The organism is Azospirillum argentinense, assembly GCF_000632475.1.
Taxonomy (GTDB): Bacteria; Pseudomonadota; Alphaproteobacteria; order Azospirillales; family Azospirillaceae; genus Azospirillum; species Azospirillum baldaniorum.
Map to the genome: position 1 here is coordinate 137,073 of NZ_CP007795.1, position 16,049 is coordinate 153,121.

General features: G+C 68.6%; 11 protein-coding genes. 2 read left to right on the forward strand and 9 right to left on the reverse strand.

What is annotated here, in order from left to right; genetic code table 11:
* Nucleotides 1-9 precede the first annotated feature (9 nt).
* From ABAZ39_RS23210 to ABAZ39_RS23250, 9 genes are all read right to left on the reverse strand, one after another.
* Entirely contained in the window at nucleotides 10-1,572 is a 1,563-nt protein-coding gene (locus ABAZ39_RS23210; protein ID WP_040136156.1) for an acetolactate synthase large subunit, read from the reverse strand.
* Nucleotides 1,569-2,630 carry a histone deacetylase family protein gene (locus ABAZ39_RS23215; protein ID WP_040136159.1) on the reverse strand — a complete coding sequence of 354 codons (1,062 nt, stop codon included), beginning with the start codon at nucleotides 2,628-2,630 and terminating at the stop codon, nucleotides 1,569-1,571. Before ABAZ39_RS23215 ends, ABAZ39_RS23210 begins: the two co-directional genes overlap by 4 nt.
* Before the next feature lie 147 nt (nucleotides 2,631-2,777).
* Complete coding sequence (locus tag ABAZ39_RS23220) at nucleotides 2,778-4,007, reverse strand: Zn-dependent hydrolase (RefSeq protein ID WP_040136161.1); 1,230 nt, start codon at nucleotides 4,005-4,007, stop codon at nucleotides 2,778-2,780.
* A 27-nt stretch (nucleotides 4,008-4,034) separates the two neighbouring features.
* Nucleotides 4,035-4,985: a ketopantoate reductase family protein gene (locus tag ABAZ39_RS23225; protein ID WP_040136163.1), complete on the reverse strand. Its 951-nt coding sequence runs from the start codon at nucleotides 4,983-4,985 to the stop codon at nucleotides 4,035-4,037.
* A gap of 10 nt (nucleotides 4,986-4,995) precedes the next feature.
* Entirely contained in the window at nucleotides 4,996-6,660 is a 1,665-nt protein-coding gene (locus tag ABAZ39_RS23230) for an ABC transporter ATP-binding protein (protein WP_040136165.1), read from the reverse strand.
* Nucleotides 6,660-7,532, reverse strand: a complete 873-nt coding sequence (locus ABAZ39_RS23235; protein WP_051658434.1) for an ABC transporter permease — start codon at nucleotides 7,530-7,532, stop codon at nucleotides 6,660-6,662. The genes ABAZ39_RS23230 and ABAZ39_RS23235 overlap by 1 nt, the downstream gene beginning before the upstream one ends.
* The gene (locus tag ABAZ39_RS23240; RefSeq protein ID WP_040136167.1) at nucleotides 7,529-8,509 is read right to left on the reverse strand and encodes an ABC transporter permease; all 981 of its coding nucleotides are present in this window, start codon (nucleotides 8,507-8,509) and stop codon (nucleotides 7,529-7,531) included. The genes ABAZ39_RS23235 and ABAZ39_RS23240 overlap by 4 nt, the downstream gene beginning before the upstream one ends.
* A gap of 132 nt (nucleotides 8,510-8,641) precedes the next feature.
* Complete coding sequence (locus ABAZ39_RS23245; protein ID WP_040136170.1) at nucleotides 8,642-10,252, reverse strand: ABC transporter substrate-binding protein; 1,611 nt, start codon at nucleotides 10,250-10,252, stop codon at nucleotides 8,642-8,644.
* A 40-nt stretch (nucleotides 10,253-10,292) separates the two neighbouring features.
* The gene (locus ABAZ39_RS23250; RefSeq protein ID WP_081863276.1) at nucleotides 10,293-11,567 is read right to left on the reverse strand and encodes a M20 family metallopeptidase; all 1,275 of its coding nucleotides are present in this window, start codon (nucleotides 11,565-11,567) and stop codon (nucleotides 10,293-10,295) included.
* A gap of 275 nt (nucleotides 11,568-11,842) precedes the next feature.
* Here ABAZ39_RS23250 and ABAZ39_RS23255 point away from each other — a divergent pair, with 275 nt between their 5' ends.
* Entirely contained in the window at nucleotides 11,843-12,841 is a 999-nt protein-coding gene (locus tag ABAZ39_RS23255; protein ID WP_040136172.1) for a LysR family transcriptional regulator, read from the forward strand.
* A gap of 306 nt (nucleotides 12,842-13,147) precedes the next feature.
* Nucleotides 13,148-15,982, forward strand: a complete 2,835-nt coding sequence (locus ABAZ39_RS33325) for a carbohydrate-binding domain-containing protein (RefSeq protein WP_051658436.1) — start codon at nucleotides 13,148-13,150, stop codon at nucleotides 15,980-15,982.
* Nucleotides 15,983-16,049: the final 67 nt, after the last annotated feature.

Below are 16,049 nucleotides of genomic sequence, written 5' to 3' on the forward strand. Positions count from 1 at the left end.
TGTTGTTCGTCAGATCACCGCTTCGATCAGGAAAGGGCCTTTGCGGGCGAAGGCGGTCGTCAGCAGGCGGTTGAAGCTCTCCGCGTCGGCGGCCTGTCCACCCTCCACCCCCATGCCGCGGGCGAGCGCCACCCAGTCGAGGTCCGGGCGGCCCAGCTCCGTGCAGTTGCGGGCGTTCGGCCCCATGTCGCGGAAACCGAGGTTGCCGAGCTCCCATTGCAGGATGCCGTAGCGGCGGTTGGCGAAGATGATGGTCACCACGTCGGCCCGCTCGCGCGCCTGGCTCCACAGGGCCTGGAGCGTGTACATGCCGCTGCCGTCCGCCTGGACCGTCACCACCTTGCGCTCGGGGCAGGCGATGGCCGCACCGAGCGCCAGCGGCATGCCGATGCCGATGGCCCCGCCGGTGATGGTCAGCCAGTCGTGCGGGCGCGCCCCGGCGCAGGCCGTGTAGACCATCGGGCTGGAGGAAATGCCCTCGTCCACCACGATGGCGCCCTCCGGCAGCAGGGCCGCCAGGGACTGCCCGACGCTGTCGGCGGTGAGATCGTCGGTCGCCGGTTCGGGCAGGGCGAGGGGCTGTACCGGAACGGGCGTCCCGGCGGCGCCCACCGCCTCGACCAGCCAGCGCAGGGCGGCCAGGGCGTCGGCGCCCGGCGGGGCGACGGTGTGGATGCGGCAATCCTCCGGCGCCAGACGGCTGGGCTTGTCCGGGTAGCCGAAGAAGCCGACCGGCTCGCCCGAGCCGATCAGGACGACGTGCTTCGCCCCGGCCAGCGCGGCGATGCCGAGGTCGATGGGGTAGGGGAAGCGCTCCACCGTCACGCGGCCTGCCCCCCGCTCGATGCGGGTGGCGCCGGTGTGGGCGTAGAGTTTGGCGCCGGTCGCGGTGGCGATCTGCCCAGCCAGGGCGAGCCCCTCCGCCCGCGTGGCGCGGCCGTTCAGCAGGATGACCACCCGCTCGCCGCTCCGCAGGGCGTTGGCGGCGGCGCGCAGGGCGTCGGCATCCGGGGCGGCGGGGGCGGGCGGCGCCACGATGATCGGGTCCGCCGGCGCCGTGTCGTCCCAGGAGGAGTCCGACGGCAGGATCAGCGTCGATACGCCACCCGGCGGGGTCAGCGCGGCGCGGATGGCCTCCGCCGTGTCCGCGGCGACCGAGGCCGCGTCCGGCACCGTGCGCACCCAGGCCGACATGGGCGTCGCCAAGCCCTCCACGTCGGAGGTCAGCGGCGCGTCGACGCCGCGGTGCCACGTCGCGTGGTCGCCGACGATGTTGACCATCGGCACGCAGGCGCGCCGGGCGTTGTGCAGGTTGGCGAGACCGTTCGCCAGCCCCGGCCCGAGATGCAGCAGCGTCGCCGCCGGACGGTCGGTCATGCGGGCGTAGCCGTCCGCCGCCCCCGTCGCCACCCCTTCGAACAGCGTCGGGACGCAGCGCGCGCCGGGCATCGAGTCGAAGGCGGCGAGCGCGTGCAGCTCCGACGTGCCGGGGTTGGCGAAGCAGGTGTCGACGCCGTTCGCCACCAGCGTCCGGACCAGAATTTCCGCGCCCGGGATTTCCGCGCCGATCATCGTGCCGCCTCCGTGAGCCCGCCTTCGAAACCGTCCAGGAAGCTGGCGAGATTCACCGCCAGCGCGTCGCAATCGTAACCGCCTTCCTGCACAACCACGGTCGGCAGGCCGGCGCCGGCGATCTTGCGGCCCAGCGTGGCGAAGCCCGGCGTCGTCACTTTGAAGAAGGCCAGCGGGTCGCCGACGTAGGTGTCGAAGCCCAGCGACAGCACCAGCGCCTCCGGCCCGAAGGCGGCGATGTGGGTCAGCGCTCCGTCCACCGCGTCGAGGAAGGTGGACTCTTCGGTGCCCATGGGCAGGGGGATGTTCAGGTTGCTGCCCAGCCCGCGGCCCTTGCCGCGCTCGTGCGCGTAGCCGGCGAACCAGGGGTAGAAGTTGTTGGGATCGCCGTGGATCGACACGACCAGCACGTCGTCGCGCTCGTAGAAGATGGCCTGCGTGCCGTTGCCGTGATGGACGTCCACGTCGAAGACGGCGACGCGCGGCGCGCGGCCCTGCTGGGCCAGCACCGGCAGCATCGCCTGGGCGGCGACGGCGGCGTTGTTGATGTAGCAGAAGCCCCCGGCCATGTCGCGCGAGGCATGGTGCCCCGGTGGACGGCACAGGGCGTAGGCCGCGCGCTCCCGACCGCTCGCCACCATCAGCGCCGCGTGGACCGCCGTGTCGGCGCCGCCGCAGACCGCTTCCCAAGTGCCGGCGCCGATCGGGCAGGCGGTGTCCGCCATGTGCCAGCCCGCCTGACCGACGATGCCCGTGGGATACTCGGCCATGTCGGTGTTGCGGTGGACGTTGGGAACGATGACCTCCGACGCGTCGGGGAGGGCCGACCAGCGGGCGTGGGCGGTTTCCAGGAAGCGCAGGTAATCGGCGGAATGGACCGCCGCGCGCGGGCCGGCGCCGTAGGACGGCGGCTCCTCCACCGTCGCGCCGCGCGCGCGTAGGGAGCCGACGAGCGCCTCCGCCCGTTCCGCCTTCTCCGGCGAGGGCTTCGGCTGGCCGCGCACCAGGAAGGTCGGCGGACGATGGCGCAACTGGGCCTCGGCAAAGACGTAGCGCATGGACAGGCTCCCGGAGTGAATTGATCCCCTCTCCCCTCTGGGGAGAGGGTTAGGGTGAGGGGGATGTGCGTGTCGGACCGTTCGGCAAAAGCGCAACTCCCTCACCCCGGCCCTCTCCCCAGAGGGGAGAGGGGGAAAAGACAGATGTTACCCAGCTGTCGCCAGAACCGCGTCGGCCAGCACCGCGCAGCCGGACGCGGCGTGTTCGGGCTTGATGTTCTCCGCCTCATTGTGGCTGAGGCCATTCTCGCAGGGGATGAAGATCATCGCCGTCGGCACCTTGCGCGCGACATAGACCGCGTCATGGCCGGCCCCGGACACGATGTCGCGGTGGCTGAGGCCGCGCCGCTCCACCGAGCGGCGGACGTGGCCGACCAGCTCCGGCGCGAAGGGCGTGGTCGGGAAGGCCCAGAAGTCGGTCAGTTCCAGAGTCAGGCCGCGCTTGTCTGCGATGGCGGCCAGCCGCTCGCGCAGCATGGCGTCCATACGGGCCAGCGCGTCGGGGTCCGGGTTGCGCAGGTCGATGGTGAACCAGACGCGGCCGGGAATGACGTTGCGGGAGTCCGGGTGGACCTGGACGCGCCCGATGGTCGAGCAGGCGTCGCCGCCAACCTCCAGCGCGATGGCCTCCACCGCCTCCATCATCACGGCGGCGCCGGCCAGCGCGTCGCGGCGCAGGCGCATCGGCGTCGGCCCGGCGTGGGATTCGCGGCCCGTCACCGTCGCCTCGTACCAGCGCTGGCCCTGCGCGCCGGTCACTACCCCGATCTCGACGTCCTCGGCCTCCAGCACCGGGCCCTGCTCGATGTGCGCCTCGAAATAGGCGCCCATGGCGTGGCCGGTGACCGGGACCTCGCCCTTGTAGCCGATGCGCGCCAACTCGTCGCCCAGGCGGACGCCGTCGGTGTCGCGGATGTCCAGCACATGGTCGAGCGTGAAGACGCCCATCGCCACGCCCGACCCCAGCATCGGCGGGGAGAAGCGCGCGCCCTCCTCGTTGGTCCAGACGATCAGGTCGATGGGGGCGTCCGTTTCGATGCCCTGGTCGTTGAAGCTGCGGATGACCTCCAGCCCGGCCAGCACGCCGTAGATGCCGTCGAAGCGGCCGCCGGTCGGCTGGGTGTCCAGATGACTGCCCATGCAGACGGCGGGACGGTCGGGGTTGCGGCCCGGACGGCGGGCGAAGATGTTGCCCACCTCGTCCACCGTCACGGTGCAGCCGGCCTCCTCGCACCAGCGCACGAAGAGGTCGCGCCCTTCCTTGTCGAGGTCGGTCAGCGCCAGACGGCACAGACCGCCCTTCGGCGTCGCGCCGATCTTCGCCAAGTCCATCAGGGTCCGCCACAGGCGGTCGCCGTCGATGCGCAGGTCAGACATGGTCCCTATCCCGATCCCAATTCCGAATTATTGTTGAGTCTCAGCGCGAACCGCGGTCAGCAGCCCGGTCACCGTGGGCAGGCTCAACCCCGCCCTGTTTGCCAATTCCAGCGGTGCGTCCAGCACCGCTTCGATCTCCGCCCGCCGGCCCGCCGCCACGTCGGCGCGCAGCGCCGGACGGATGCGGCCCGGATGCTGGGCCATGGTCCACACATCCTCGACCTTCGCCGTCGCCGGGTGGCCGAGCGCCGCCGACAAGGCCAGCACTTCCTCCACCACCGCCGCGAAGCCGGGCTGAAGGGCGTCGTCGTGGGCGATCTCCTGCGCCGTCTTCCCAGTGGCGAGGCCGAGCAGGCCGAAGGCGAAGGGCGCCAGCAGCGCCGTCCACACCTCCGCCCGGATGTCCGGCACGGCCAGCGCGTTGAAGCCGCCCGCCCCGAACAGAGCCGCCAGATCACGGACTCCTTCGTTCCCCGTTGCCGGTCCGAGGGCGAGCCGCAGCCCGCCGAGATGCCGCAGATAGCCGGGGGTCCGCCGCTCCACCGCCACGCGGGCGACGGCACCGACGATGCGGTCCGCCGGAATGGCGTCCGACAGCAGCCCCATTGGATCGACCACAGCCAACGGGCCGCCGATGGCCTCATCCGCCGGATACCACCAGGGAATGCCGCCGACCACCGGCACCAATCGCGTCTTCGGCCCCAGCAGGGGAAGCAGCAGGTCCAAAACCTCGGTCAGCAGGGGGGAGGGCACCGCCAGCACGACCACGTCCTGCGGGCCGAGGGCCAGCGTGTCGTCGGTCACCAGGGGCCGCACCGTCACCGGACGTCCCGAGGGGCCTTCGACCGTCAGCCCGTCGCGCCGTAGCGTGTCGAGCGTCCGCCGCCGGGCGACCAGCGCGGCCGGCAGCCCGGCGGCGGTCAGCCGCGCGGCGATCAAGCCGCCGACCGCCCCGGCCCCGATGACGGCGACCTTCATGCCCGCCCCGTCAGGCGCTGGTGCGCAGGGCGGCCGACCGCCGCGTCACCGGAACCACGTCCTCCGGGATGGTCCAGCCCTTGCCGGGGATGGCGTCCAGCAGAGTGCGGGTGTAGCTGTGCTGCGGGTTGCCGAACACCTCCTTCGCCGGGCCGATCTCGACGATGCGGCCTTTCTGCATGACCGCGATGGTGTCGCAGATCTGGGCGGCGATGCGCAGGTCGTGGGTGATGAACAGCATCGACAGGTTCAGCCGGTGCCGCAGATCCTCCAGCAGGTCGAGCACCTGCGCCTGCACCGACACGTCGAGCGCCGACACCGGCTCGTCGGCGATCAGCAGCTTCGGCTCCAGCGCCAGGGCGCGGGCGATGGAGATGCGCTGGCGCTGCCCGCCGGAGAACTCATGCGGGAAGCGTTCCGCCGCCGAGGCGTCGAGCCCGACGAGTTTGAGCAGCGCCTTCGCCTTCTCAAGCGCCTTGTGGCGGTCCTCGCCGAAGGCCACCGGCCCCTGGGTGATGATGTCGCCCACAGTGTGGCGCGGGTTCAGCGAGGCGTAGGGGTCCTGGAAGACCATCTGCACATGCCGCCGGTAAGGCCGGAAGGCCGGGCGCGACAGCGACAGCAGGTCGACCCCTTCGAACAGGATCCTGCCCGAATCCGGCTTGATGAGGCCGACGATGGAGCGGCCCAGCGTCGACTTGCCGGAGCCGGATTCGCCGACCAGCCCGACCGTCTCGCCCTGGTGGATGGTCAGCGACAGGTCGTCGCCCGCCACCACCTTGCGCCCCGGCGTGAAGAAGCCGCCACCGAGGTGGAAGGTCTTGCACACCTTCTCCGCCGTCAGCACCGGCTGGCGCGCGCGGGTGAAATCCTCGCGGTGCTCGATCAGGTGCGGAACGGCGGCGATGAGCTGGCGGGTGTAGGGGTGCCGCGGGTGGTTCAGCACCTCCTCGGCGGTGCCGATCTCGACGATCTGGCCGCGCTGCATCACCGCCACGCGGTGGGCGATCTCCGCCACCACGCCGAAGTCGTGGGTGATGAACATCACGCCCATGCGGCGCTTGGCCTGGATGTCCTGGATCAGCTCCAGGATCTGCTTCTGGGTGGTGACGTCGAGCGCGGTCGTCGGCTCGTCGGCGATCAGGATGTCCGGCTCCACCGCCAGCGCCATGGCGATCATCACGCGCTGGCGCTGGCCGCCCGACAGGCGGAACGGGTAGCTGCGGCGCAGATGGTCCGGCTCCGGCAGGCCGACCGAGGCGAGAAGCTCCACCACGCGCGCCCGGCGGGCGGCGCGGTCGAGCGTGGTGTGGTAGCGCAGGACCTCGTCGATCTGGTCGCCGACCCGCATCAGCGGGTTCAGCGCCGTCATCGGCTCTTGGAAGATCATGGCGATGCGGCCGCCGCGCAAGCTCCGCTGGTCGCGCTCCGGCAAGCTGAACACGTTGGTGCCCTGGTGACGGATCTCGCCGGAGGAGACTTTTACCGCCTTGGGCAGCAGGCCCAGCACGGCGTGCGCGGTCATCGACTTGCCCGACCCGGACTCGCCGACCACGCAGAGGATTTCCCCGGGCTCCAGCGTGAAGGTCAGGTCCTGGACCGCGTGCGGTCGGTCGGCGCCGCGCGGCAGGTCGATGGTCAGGTTGCGGACGTCGAGGAGAGGCGTCTCGGTCATCAGGAACGGCCCTTTCGCGCCAGCTTGGGATTCAGCGCGTCGTTAAGCCCCTCACCCACCAGGTTGAGGGCAAGCACGGTCAGAAGGATCGCGATGCCGGGGAAGAAGCTCATCCACCAGGCCTGACGGATCACGGTACGGGCCGCACCCACCATGTAGCCCCAGCTCATCAGGTTCGGATCGCCAAGCCCGAGGAAGGAGAGGGAGCTTTCCAGCAGGATCGCCGTCGCCACCATCAGCGACGCCGACACGATGATCGGGGACAGGCTGTTGGGCAGGATCTGGCGCCAGATGATCGTCATGTTCGACTGGCCGGTGGTCACCGCGGCGTGCACGAACTCGCGCGAGCGCAGGCTCATGAACTCGCCGCGCGCCAGCCGGGCCAGCGGCGGCCAGGACACGATGGCGATGGCCAGCACGATGGAGGTCAGCGACGGCGTGAAGATCGCCACCAGCACGACGGCCAGCACGAAGTTCGGGATGGTCTGGAACAGCTCGGTGAAGCGCATCACCAGATCGTCCACGCGTCCGCCGTAGAAGCCGGAAACGGCCCCCAGGAACACACCGATCAGCACGGCGACGGCGGTCGAGGTCAGCCCGATCAGCAGCGACACCCGCGCCCCGTGGGCGATGCCCGCCGCGATGTCGCGGCCCAGCGTGTCGGAGCCGAGCAGCGCGTCCTCCGACAGCGGCGGCTGGAAGGGCATCGCCGTCATGTCCCACGGGCTGTCCGGGTACAGCACGTCGGCGAAGGCCGCCATGAGGACGATCAGGGTCAGGAAGGCCAGCCCGATCACCGCGCCCTTGTTGCGGGCGAAGGCGCTCCAGAAGCCGGACCCCTTGCGGGCGGGGGTGATGGCCGCGGCGGTCATGGCGCCACCTCGATGCGCGGATCGACGAGGGAATAGATCAGGTCGGTCAGCAGGTTGAACACCACCACCACCACCGAGGTCAGAAGGAAGATGCCGAGCAGGACCTGATAGTCGCGCTGCAACACGGCCTCGAAGGCGAGGCGCCCGATGCCGGGGAGCGCGAAGACGGTCTCGATCAGGATGGAGCCGCCGATCAGGTGGCCCGCCTGGAACCCCGCCACCGTGATGACGGGCAGGATGGCGTTGCGCAGGATGTGCACCGACACGATGCGCCATTCCGGCAGGCCCTTGGCCCGCGCCGTCTTGACGAAGTCCATGTCGCGCACCTCCAGGATCGAGGCGCGGGTCAGCCGGGTGTAGACGGCCATGTAGAAGAGGCCGAGCGTGGTCACCGGCAGCACGAGGTGTTTCGCCCGGTCGACGAAGGCGTCCCAGCCGGTGTAGCCGGCGCCGATGCTCTCCGTGCCGAAGGCGGGCAGCCAGCCGAGATTGACCGAGAAGAGGAGGATCAGCATCAGGCCGATCCAGAAGATCGGCGTCGCGTAGGCGGTCAGCCCGACCACGGTGATGGCGGTGTCCGACCAGGTGCCGGCGCGCATCGCCGCCAGCGTGCCGAGCGCTACGCCGCCCAGCAGGGCCAGCACGAAGGCGGTCAGCGTCAGCGACAGGGTGACGGGCAGGCGGTCCATCAGCAGGTCGAAGACGGGGCGCTGCTGGCGGTAGGAATAGCCGAGGTCGGCCTGCACCACCTTGGACATGTAGGTGCCGAGCTGCTCGTACAGGGGGCGGTCGAGGCCGAACTGCTGGCGGAGCTGTTCGACGAACTTGGCATCGGCGGCCCCGGCCTCGCCCGCCATCACCGCGGCGGGATCGCCGGGCGCTGCGTGGACCAGGAAGAAGTTGAACACGGCGATCGCCAGAATGACGAAGACCGCCTTCACCAGCCTCTGTGAGATGAATAGGGCGATGCGGGGCATACTCTAAATCTCCCTCTCCCCTCCGGGGAGAGGGTCGGGGTGAGGGGGTTCGGCAATTGCCGAACTCTCCTGTGTCCCCACGACCCCCTCACCCTAACCCTCTCCCCAGAGGGGAGAGGGGACTGAGGGACGTTACTTCTTGACCATGTAGACGCTGTCGTAGCTCTCGTTCACGCCGATGGCGGTCGTGACGGCGTTCTTGAAGCGCTTGTCCACAAAGGTCGGGAACTCCATCTCCAGCAGCCAGGCCACCGGCACGTCCTCGACCAGGATCTTCTGGACGGCGGAGTAGAGCTGCTGGCGCTCCTCGTCCTTGTTGGTCTGGGCGGCCTGGGCGAACAGCTTGTCCACCTCGGGGTTGGAGTAGCCCATGGTGTTGGAGAACATCACGCCCTTGCGGATGTTGTCCGAGATGTAGGTGCGCGACACGCCGAGCGCCGGGTCGCCGTACTGGTAGACGAAGTTGAAGGTCAGATCGTAGTTCCAGTTGGACACGCGGTCGTTCCAGCCGGCGACGTCGGTGGTCTCCAGCGTCACGTCGACGCCGACGCGCTTCATCGCCTGCTTCACATACTCGCCGAGGCGGGTCCAGGTCTCGCCGTAGGGCATGACGAGCAGGCGGACCTTGGCGCGCGTGCCGTCGGCGCCCTTCTTGTAGCCGGCCTCCTCAAGCAGCGCCTCGGCCTTCTTCGGGTCGAAGTCGTACTTCTTGACGTTGGCCTCGTGGAAGCGGGTGACCGAGTTCACCGGGCCGGTGGCCGGGCGGCCGAGGCCGAACCAGATCTTGTCGCGGATGAACTTGCGGTCGATGGCGTGCATCATCGCCTGCCGGAAGCGCTTGTCGTCCAGCGGCTTGTTGCGCGTGTTGATCTCGATCCAGGACAGCGGCGCGAAGAACTCGTAGCCCTTGGTCGTCATCTCGACGTTGGGCAGGCCCTTCAGGCGCGGGACGTCGAAGCTCTCGATGTCGTTGAACTGGGTCTGCTGGACGGTGCCCTGCTCCAGCGCGACGGCGCGCGAGGCGGCGTCGGGGATCACGCGGAAATAGATGTCGTCCAGATAGGGCTTGCCGGCCTTCCAATACTCGTCGTTGCGGACGAGATGGATGTAGGAGCCCTTGACCCATTCCTTGAACTTGAAGGGGCCGGTGCCGATCGGGGCGGCGTTGGCCGGGTTGGCCTTGAAGTCGGTGCCTTCATAGATGTGCTTCGGCATCATCGGGGCCGACGACACCTCGAAGCCCTGAAGGAACGGGCCGAACGGCTCCTTCAGCGTGAACTGGACGGTGTAATCGTCCAGCGCCTCGATCTTCTCGCACTTGGAGAAGGTGGCGCGGGCGCGCGGGTGGGTCTCCATCAGGAACTTGGAGGTGGAGAAGACCACGTCGTGGGCGGTGAAGGGCTTGCCGTCGTGCCACTTGGCGTTCTTCACCAGCTTGAAGGTGTAGACCTTGCCGTCGGGCGAGACTTCCCAGCTTTCCGCCAGTTCCGGCTGCGGCTTCAGGTCGAAGCTGAAGGTCAGCAGGCCCTGGTAGATCTTGCCGGCGACCGTCTGCGTCGGACCCTGCTGGTTGAGGCCCAGCACCAGGATCGGCGGTTCCGGCTGGACGATGATGTTCATCGTGCCGCCGCGCTCCTGCGCCGCGGCGACGCCGGGCACGGTCAGCGCCAGCGGCGCCGCCAAGGCGGCGGCCAGCGCCGCGGCGGTCAGGGTTTGGCGAAAATGACGCAAACGATTGCTCATGTCTGAAGCCCCCTTATTGTTGATTCTCGGCACGCGACCGTTATGGATCGATGGATTCGAGGCCGCACCAGTCGGCCATGAACAGGGCGAGCACGGCGGTCACCTTCGCCACGCTGTCGAGCGAGACGGACTCGTCGATGCCGTGGATGCGCTCCGCCTCCGGGCCGTAGCAGGTGGCCGGCGTGTCGCCATAGAGCAGGAAGTTGCGGACGTCGGTGGTGCAGGTCTGGGCCAGCTTCGGCGCCGGGGTCCCGAAGATCGACCGGTGGGCGGCGTCCAGCGCCTCCAGCATCGGGTGATCGGGGTCCAGCGTGCAGCCCTCGGCCTGGAAGCCGCGGAAGATGACGCGCGCGTCGATCCCTTTGAGGTCGGAGTCGCCGCGGCAGGCCTCGGCCACCGCGCGCTCGATCTCGGCGCTGACCTCGGCGGCGGCGCGGCCGGGCGGGAAGCCGAAGCGCAGCTCCATCCGGCAGCGGGTGGGGACGGAAGACGCCCACTCGCCGCCCTCGACGTGCCCGACGTTCAGGGTGTAGGGGTGGTGATGGTGCGCGTAGGCGGGATGCCGCCCGTCCGGGTGGTTCCAGGCCGACTCCAGCGCCTTCAGATGCTTCAGCACGCGGAAGGCCGCCTCGATGGCGTTCAGCCCGGCGCCGGTGTCCAGCACATGGGCGGGGCGGCCGGTCACCTCCAGCTCGCAGCGGATCACGCCGATCTGGGCGATCTGGAGCGTGTGGTTGAAGGGTTCCGGGATCACCGCGGCGTCGGCCTTGTAGCCGCGGACGACGCAGGCGAGCGCGCCGTTGCCGGTGCATTCCTCCTCGACCACCGACTGCAGATAGACCGGGGCGGCGGGCTGGACGCCCAGGCTCTGCAGCGCCTTGAAGGCCATCACGTAGGCGGCGATGCCCGCCTTCATGTCGCCGGCGCCGCGCCCGTAGAGGCGGCCGTCGCGGACCACCGGCTCGAAGGGCGGGGCGGACCACAGCTCCTCCGGTCCGGTCGGCACCACGTCGATGTGGCCGTTCAGGATCAGCGACTTGCCGGTCGCCCGCCGGGGCTTGTGGACGCCGACGACGTTCTCGCGGCCTTCGTAGGAGATCAGCGAGGGGGACCAGCCGGGCTGGGCCTTCAGCGCCTCCTCGTCGATGGCGAAGCGGTCCACCTCCAGGCCCATGTCCCGGAAGACCCGTTCCATCAGATCCTGCGCCGGGCCCTCCTGCCCCAGCAGGCTGGGGCTCCGGACCAGATCGGACAGCAGGCTCACTCCGTCCTCGCGCAGCTTCGCCACCGCGCCCAGGATCGCATCCCGGTCCACGGCTGCAATGCTCCGCCCACCTTCGTGGGATGCGGGCATGACGACTCCGTTCTTACCACTCCGCCGCGCAGTCGTCCGTGTGGGTCGGCAAATCACCGGGAAGAAACCGGGATGATTTCGACTTTCGGACTATGACCCTGGTTTTGCCCGGTTGGGCGAAGCCGGGGATCGACCGCTGACGACAGGCGTATTACAATTCAGCTTCTCATCCTCCGCCAAATCGATAATCCTCATTGCCGACATAAGCAGGATTTATGGCGATGGGTTTTCCCCCGATGACGGCGCGCGACCTGGAACGGCTGGGCCACCAGTTGGACTGGAACCTGCTGCGCACCTTCATGGTGATCGTGCAGGAGCAGGGGCTGACCCGCGCGGCGCAGCGCCTGGGACTGACCCAGCCGGCGGTGTCCCAGGCCCTGAAGCGGCTGGAGGACCAGATGGGCCGCTCCCTGATCGAGCGCGGGCAGGGGCGCTTTCGGGTGACCGAGGCCGGCGAGATCATCTACGCCGAGGTGCTGGAGATCTACGGCAACATCTCGCGCTTCGCCGTCCTGATGCGCGACATCCGCGAGGAGATTTCCGGCCACATCCGAATCCTGCTAGCCAGCCGAATCCAGTCGCTGCTCTTCGACGCCCTGCTGGAGCGCTTCCACGCCACCCACCCGCAGGTGACCTTCCGGCTGGACGTGATGGCGAGCGCCGACGTCCACATGGCGATCCAGCAAAAGACCGGCTCGCTCGGCCTCTGCCTGATGCGGGAGCCGCCCCCGCTGGTCGAGCACGCGCTGTTCGCCCGCCAGATCTACCGCCTCTATTGCGGGCCGCGGCACCATCTGTTCGGCCGCACCGGTCTGACGCTGGGCGATCTGCGCAGCGAGGGGTTTGTCTCCTTCACCTCTGACCAGATCGGCGGGGTGCTGTCGCCGCTGGCCGTCTTCCGCGCGCAGGAGGGGATCGAGAGCCGGATCGTCGGCGCCTCGGTCAATCTGGACGAGGTGCGGCGCATGATCTCCGTCGGGCTGGGCATCGGGCCGCTGCCCCGCCATGTGGCGGAGCGCGACGTGCGCGACGGCCTGCTCTGGCCCCTGCCGCCGGAGGAGGGGGTGGCGCCGGTGGACATCCATCTGCTGTGGAACCCCGCCGCCAAGATGAACCGGGCGGAGCGCGCCTTCATCGAGCATTGCCGCGCCGCCGTTGCCGCCATCCCGCTCAACCTGCGTTTCGATCCGGTGGCGGTGAGCGAGTGGGTCGACCGCCAGTTCGGCGGCGACTGATCCTTCCGCGTTTTTGATATTCCCAGGGGCTTGCGCCATCATCCAGCGGATAACGCGGCGCGGCGCTTGCGAGCTTGCAAGCGGTCGCAAGCAAAAATTCCCATTGTCTTCTCCGCTCTTCGATAAACGGAAGATTCCTTTTTGAAAAACAGAGACTTCCTGGAGTCTTCGCAAAAAGATGCCGGGAATCTCACAAAAATGCCCCGCCAGGAACATTCCTCGAATTGGTAGTAGGTGCATATGCCAAAGGGCGAAACCGCCAAAAAACTCATATCAGCAGATAACACCTCAAGAGAGCATTGACATATGGCCAACCTGTACGGACCGAAGACGCTGACGGCCCCCGCTGGTGCGATCGTCATAGCACCCGGCGCCAACATCCAGTCCATCGTCAATGGTGCTCCCGCTGGCGCGACCTTCTGGTTGCAGCCGGGCGAGTACCGTCTCCAGTCGATCACCCCCAAGGACAACCAGACCTTCATCGGGGCCGAGGGCGCCGTACTGAACGGGTCGAAGCTGCTGACCGGCTTCACCCAGGAGAGTGCCGGACGCTGGGTCATCGGTGGGCAGACGCAGCAGGGCGAGCGCCGTGAAACGGACAAGGCCAGCCCCGATGCGATGCGTGGCGGCTACCCGGACACCGTCTATGTCGACGACAAGCCGCTGACCCCCGTTGACGCGTTGTCGAAGCTGAAGGCGGGAACCTTCTACTTCGATTACAACGCCGACAAGATCTACATCGGCGACAACCCGGCGGGGCACAAGGTCGAGGCCGGAGTGACGGCCCATGCCTTCAGCGGCACCGCCGACAACGTGACGATCAAGAACCTCGTCATCGAGAAATACGCTCCGCCGGTGCAGCACGGCGCCATCCAGGGCGACGTGGGCTGGACCATCCAAGACAACGAGCTGCGGCTGAACTACGCGGTCGGCGCCACGGCGCAGGACGGCAGCAAGTTCATCGGCAACTATGTCCACGACAACGGCGAGATGGGCCTGGGCGGCGCCGGGGCCAAGATCCTGGTCGAAGGCAACGAGGTCGCGCGCAACGGCGCCTGGTCCGGCATCGACGTGTTCTGGGAGGGTGGCGGCACCAAGTTCGCCTACACCACCGACCTCGTGGTCCGCGGCAACTATTCGCACGACAACACGGGCTTCGGTCTGTGGACCGACATCGACAACGTCGGCGCGCTCTATGAAAACAACGTCGTGGTCGGAAACAGCGGCGGCGGCATCACGCACGAGATCAGCTACGACGCCGTCATCCGCAACAACGTTCTGGTCGGGAACGGATTCAAGCCGCAGGCCGAGGGCTGGCTGTGGGGGGGCTCGATCCAGATCCAGAATTCCCAGAAGGTCGAGGCCTACGGCAACAAGATCGACATCACCGGGGTCAAGGGCGCCAACGGCATCGTGATGATCCAGCAGGATCGCGGCGCCGGGGAATTCGGCACCTACACCACCACGAACAACAAGATCCACGACAACATCACCGTTTCCAAGGACGGCAACGGCCAGTCGGGCGGCGTGGCGGACCACAACGAAGCCGGCATGCTCAATGGCGGCAACGTGTGGGACAACAACACCTACTACATGCCGGACGGCGACCGCTGGCGCTGGGGCGACTTCCCGGAAGGCGACAACTGGTCCGCCTACATGAACGCGACCACGCAGGACGAGCATTCGACCCTGTCCCAGGCCTACCCCTCCACCGCCGGCTGGACGACCGTCACGCCCACCAGCCCGACCAACCCGCCGGCTCCGACGCCGCCCCCTGCCGCAGCCGACACCACGCCGCCCACGGTCAAGGTGACCATCGCCGACACCAGCGTGACCAAGGGTGAGGCGCCGCTCGTCACCTTCGCCTTCAGCGAGGCGGTGAAGGATTTCGCGCTGGCCGACACCACGGTGAAGGGCGGCACGCTGAGCGGCTTCAAGACGGTGGACACCTCCACCTACACCGCCGTCTTCACCCCGTCCTCGGACACGAAGATCACCGACGCCAACGTGGCGGTGAAGGCCGGCAGCTACACCGATCTCGCCGGCAACGCAGGCAAGGCCGGGGCATCCGCCGGCTTCGCGGTGGACACCACGACGACCACGCCCACCGTCCCGACGACGCCCACGGCCAGCGTCACGACGATCAAGGTCAACGCCTCCGGCTCCGCCGCGGGCGGGGTGAACGCGCATTTCAAGCTGCTGGTGGACGGCAAGGCCATCGGTGACGCCACGGTCGGCACGGCGGCGAAGGATTACAGCTTCACCACCAACCTGACCGCCGGGCAGCCGCACAAGGTGCAGATCCAGTACGACAACGACGGCTTCGTGAATGGCCAGGACCGCAACCTGTTCGTCAACAAGATCACCATCAACGGCACCGCCCACAACCCGACCGACGGCATCGTCACCTACGACAAGGGCGCCTTGGACGGCAAGGACGTGGTCAAGGGCCAGTCGTCCATGTGGTGGGGCGGCACGCTGGTGGTCGATGCCCCCGCCAAGGAGTTCCCCGCGGGCGGCACGCTGGCGCAGAGCGGTCCCAGCACGACGACGATCACCGTCAACGCCTCCGGTGCGGCGGCCGGCGGGGTGAACGCCCACTTCAACCTGCTGGTCGATGGCCAGAAGGTCGGCGAGGGCGTGGCCGGCACCGCGGCGAAGGACTACAGCTTCACCACCAGCCTGTCCGCCGACCAGGCGCACAAGGTGCAGATCCAGTACGACAACGATGCCGTGGTGAACGGGCAGGACCGCAGCCTGTTCGTCAACAAGGTCACCATCAACGGCAAGGCGGTCCTGCCCACCGACGGCATCGTCACCTACGACAAGGGCGCCTTGGACGGCAAGGACGTGGTCAAGGGCCAGTCGTCGATGTGGTGGGGCGGCACGCTGGTGGTCGACGCCGACAAGAGCTTCTTCCCCTCGGCCACCCCGGTCGGCGAGGCCGCGCCCCTGGCGCTCGACGCGGGAATGGACAGCGTGTGGAGCCACGTCGCGGCCCAGCAGGCGGCGGCCACCGCTCCGGCGGCCGTGGCCGACATGCCGGTCGCCGCGAACAGCCTGTACGGCGTCGCCCTGGCCGATGCCGGCTACGACCCGCTGCTCGACCACGCCGACCCGTCGCTGCTGCACGCGGCGTAAAGCGCTGATCCGATCCAAGGGACGGATGGGAAGGGGCGGGGGCCGCAGGCTCCCGCCCTTTTCACGC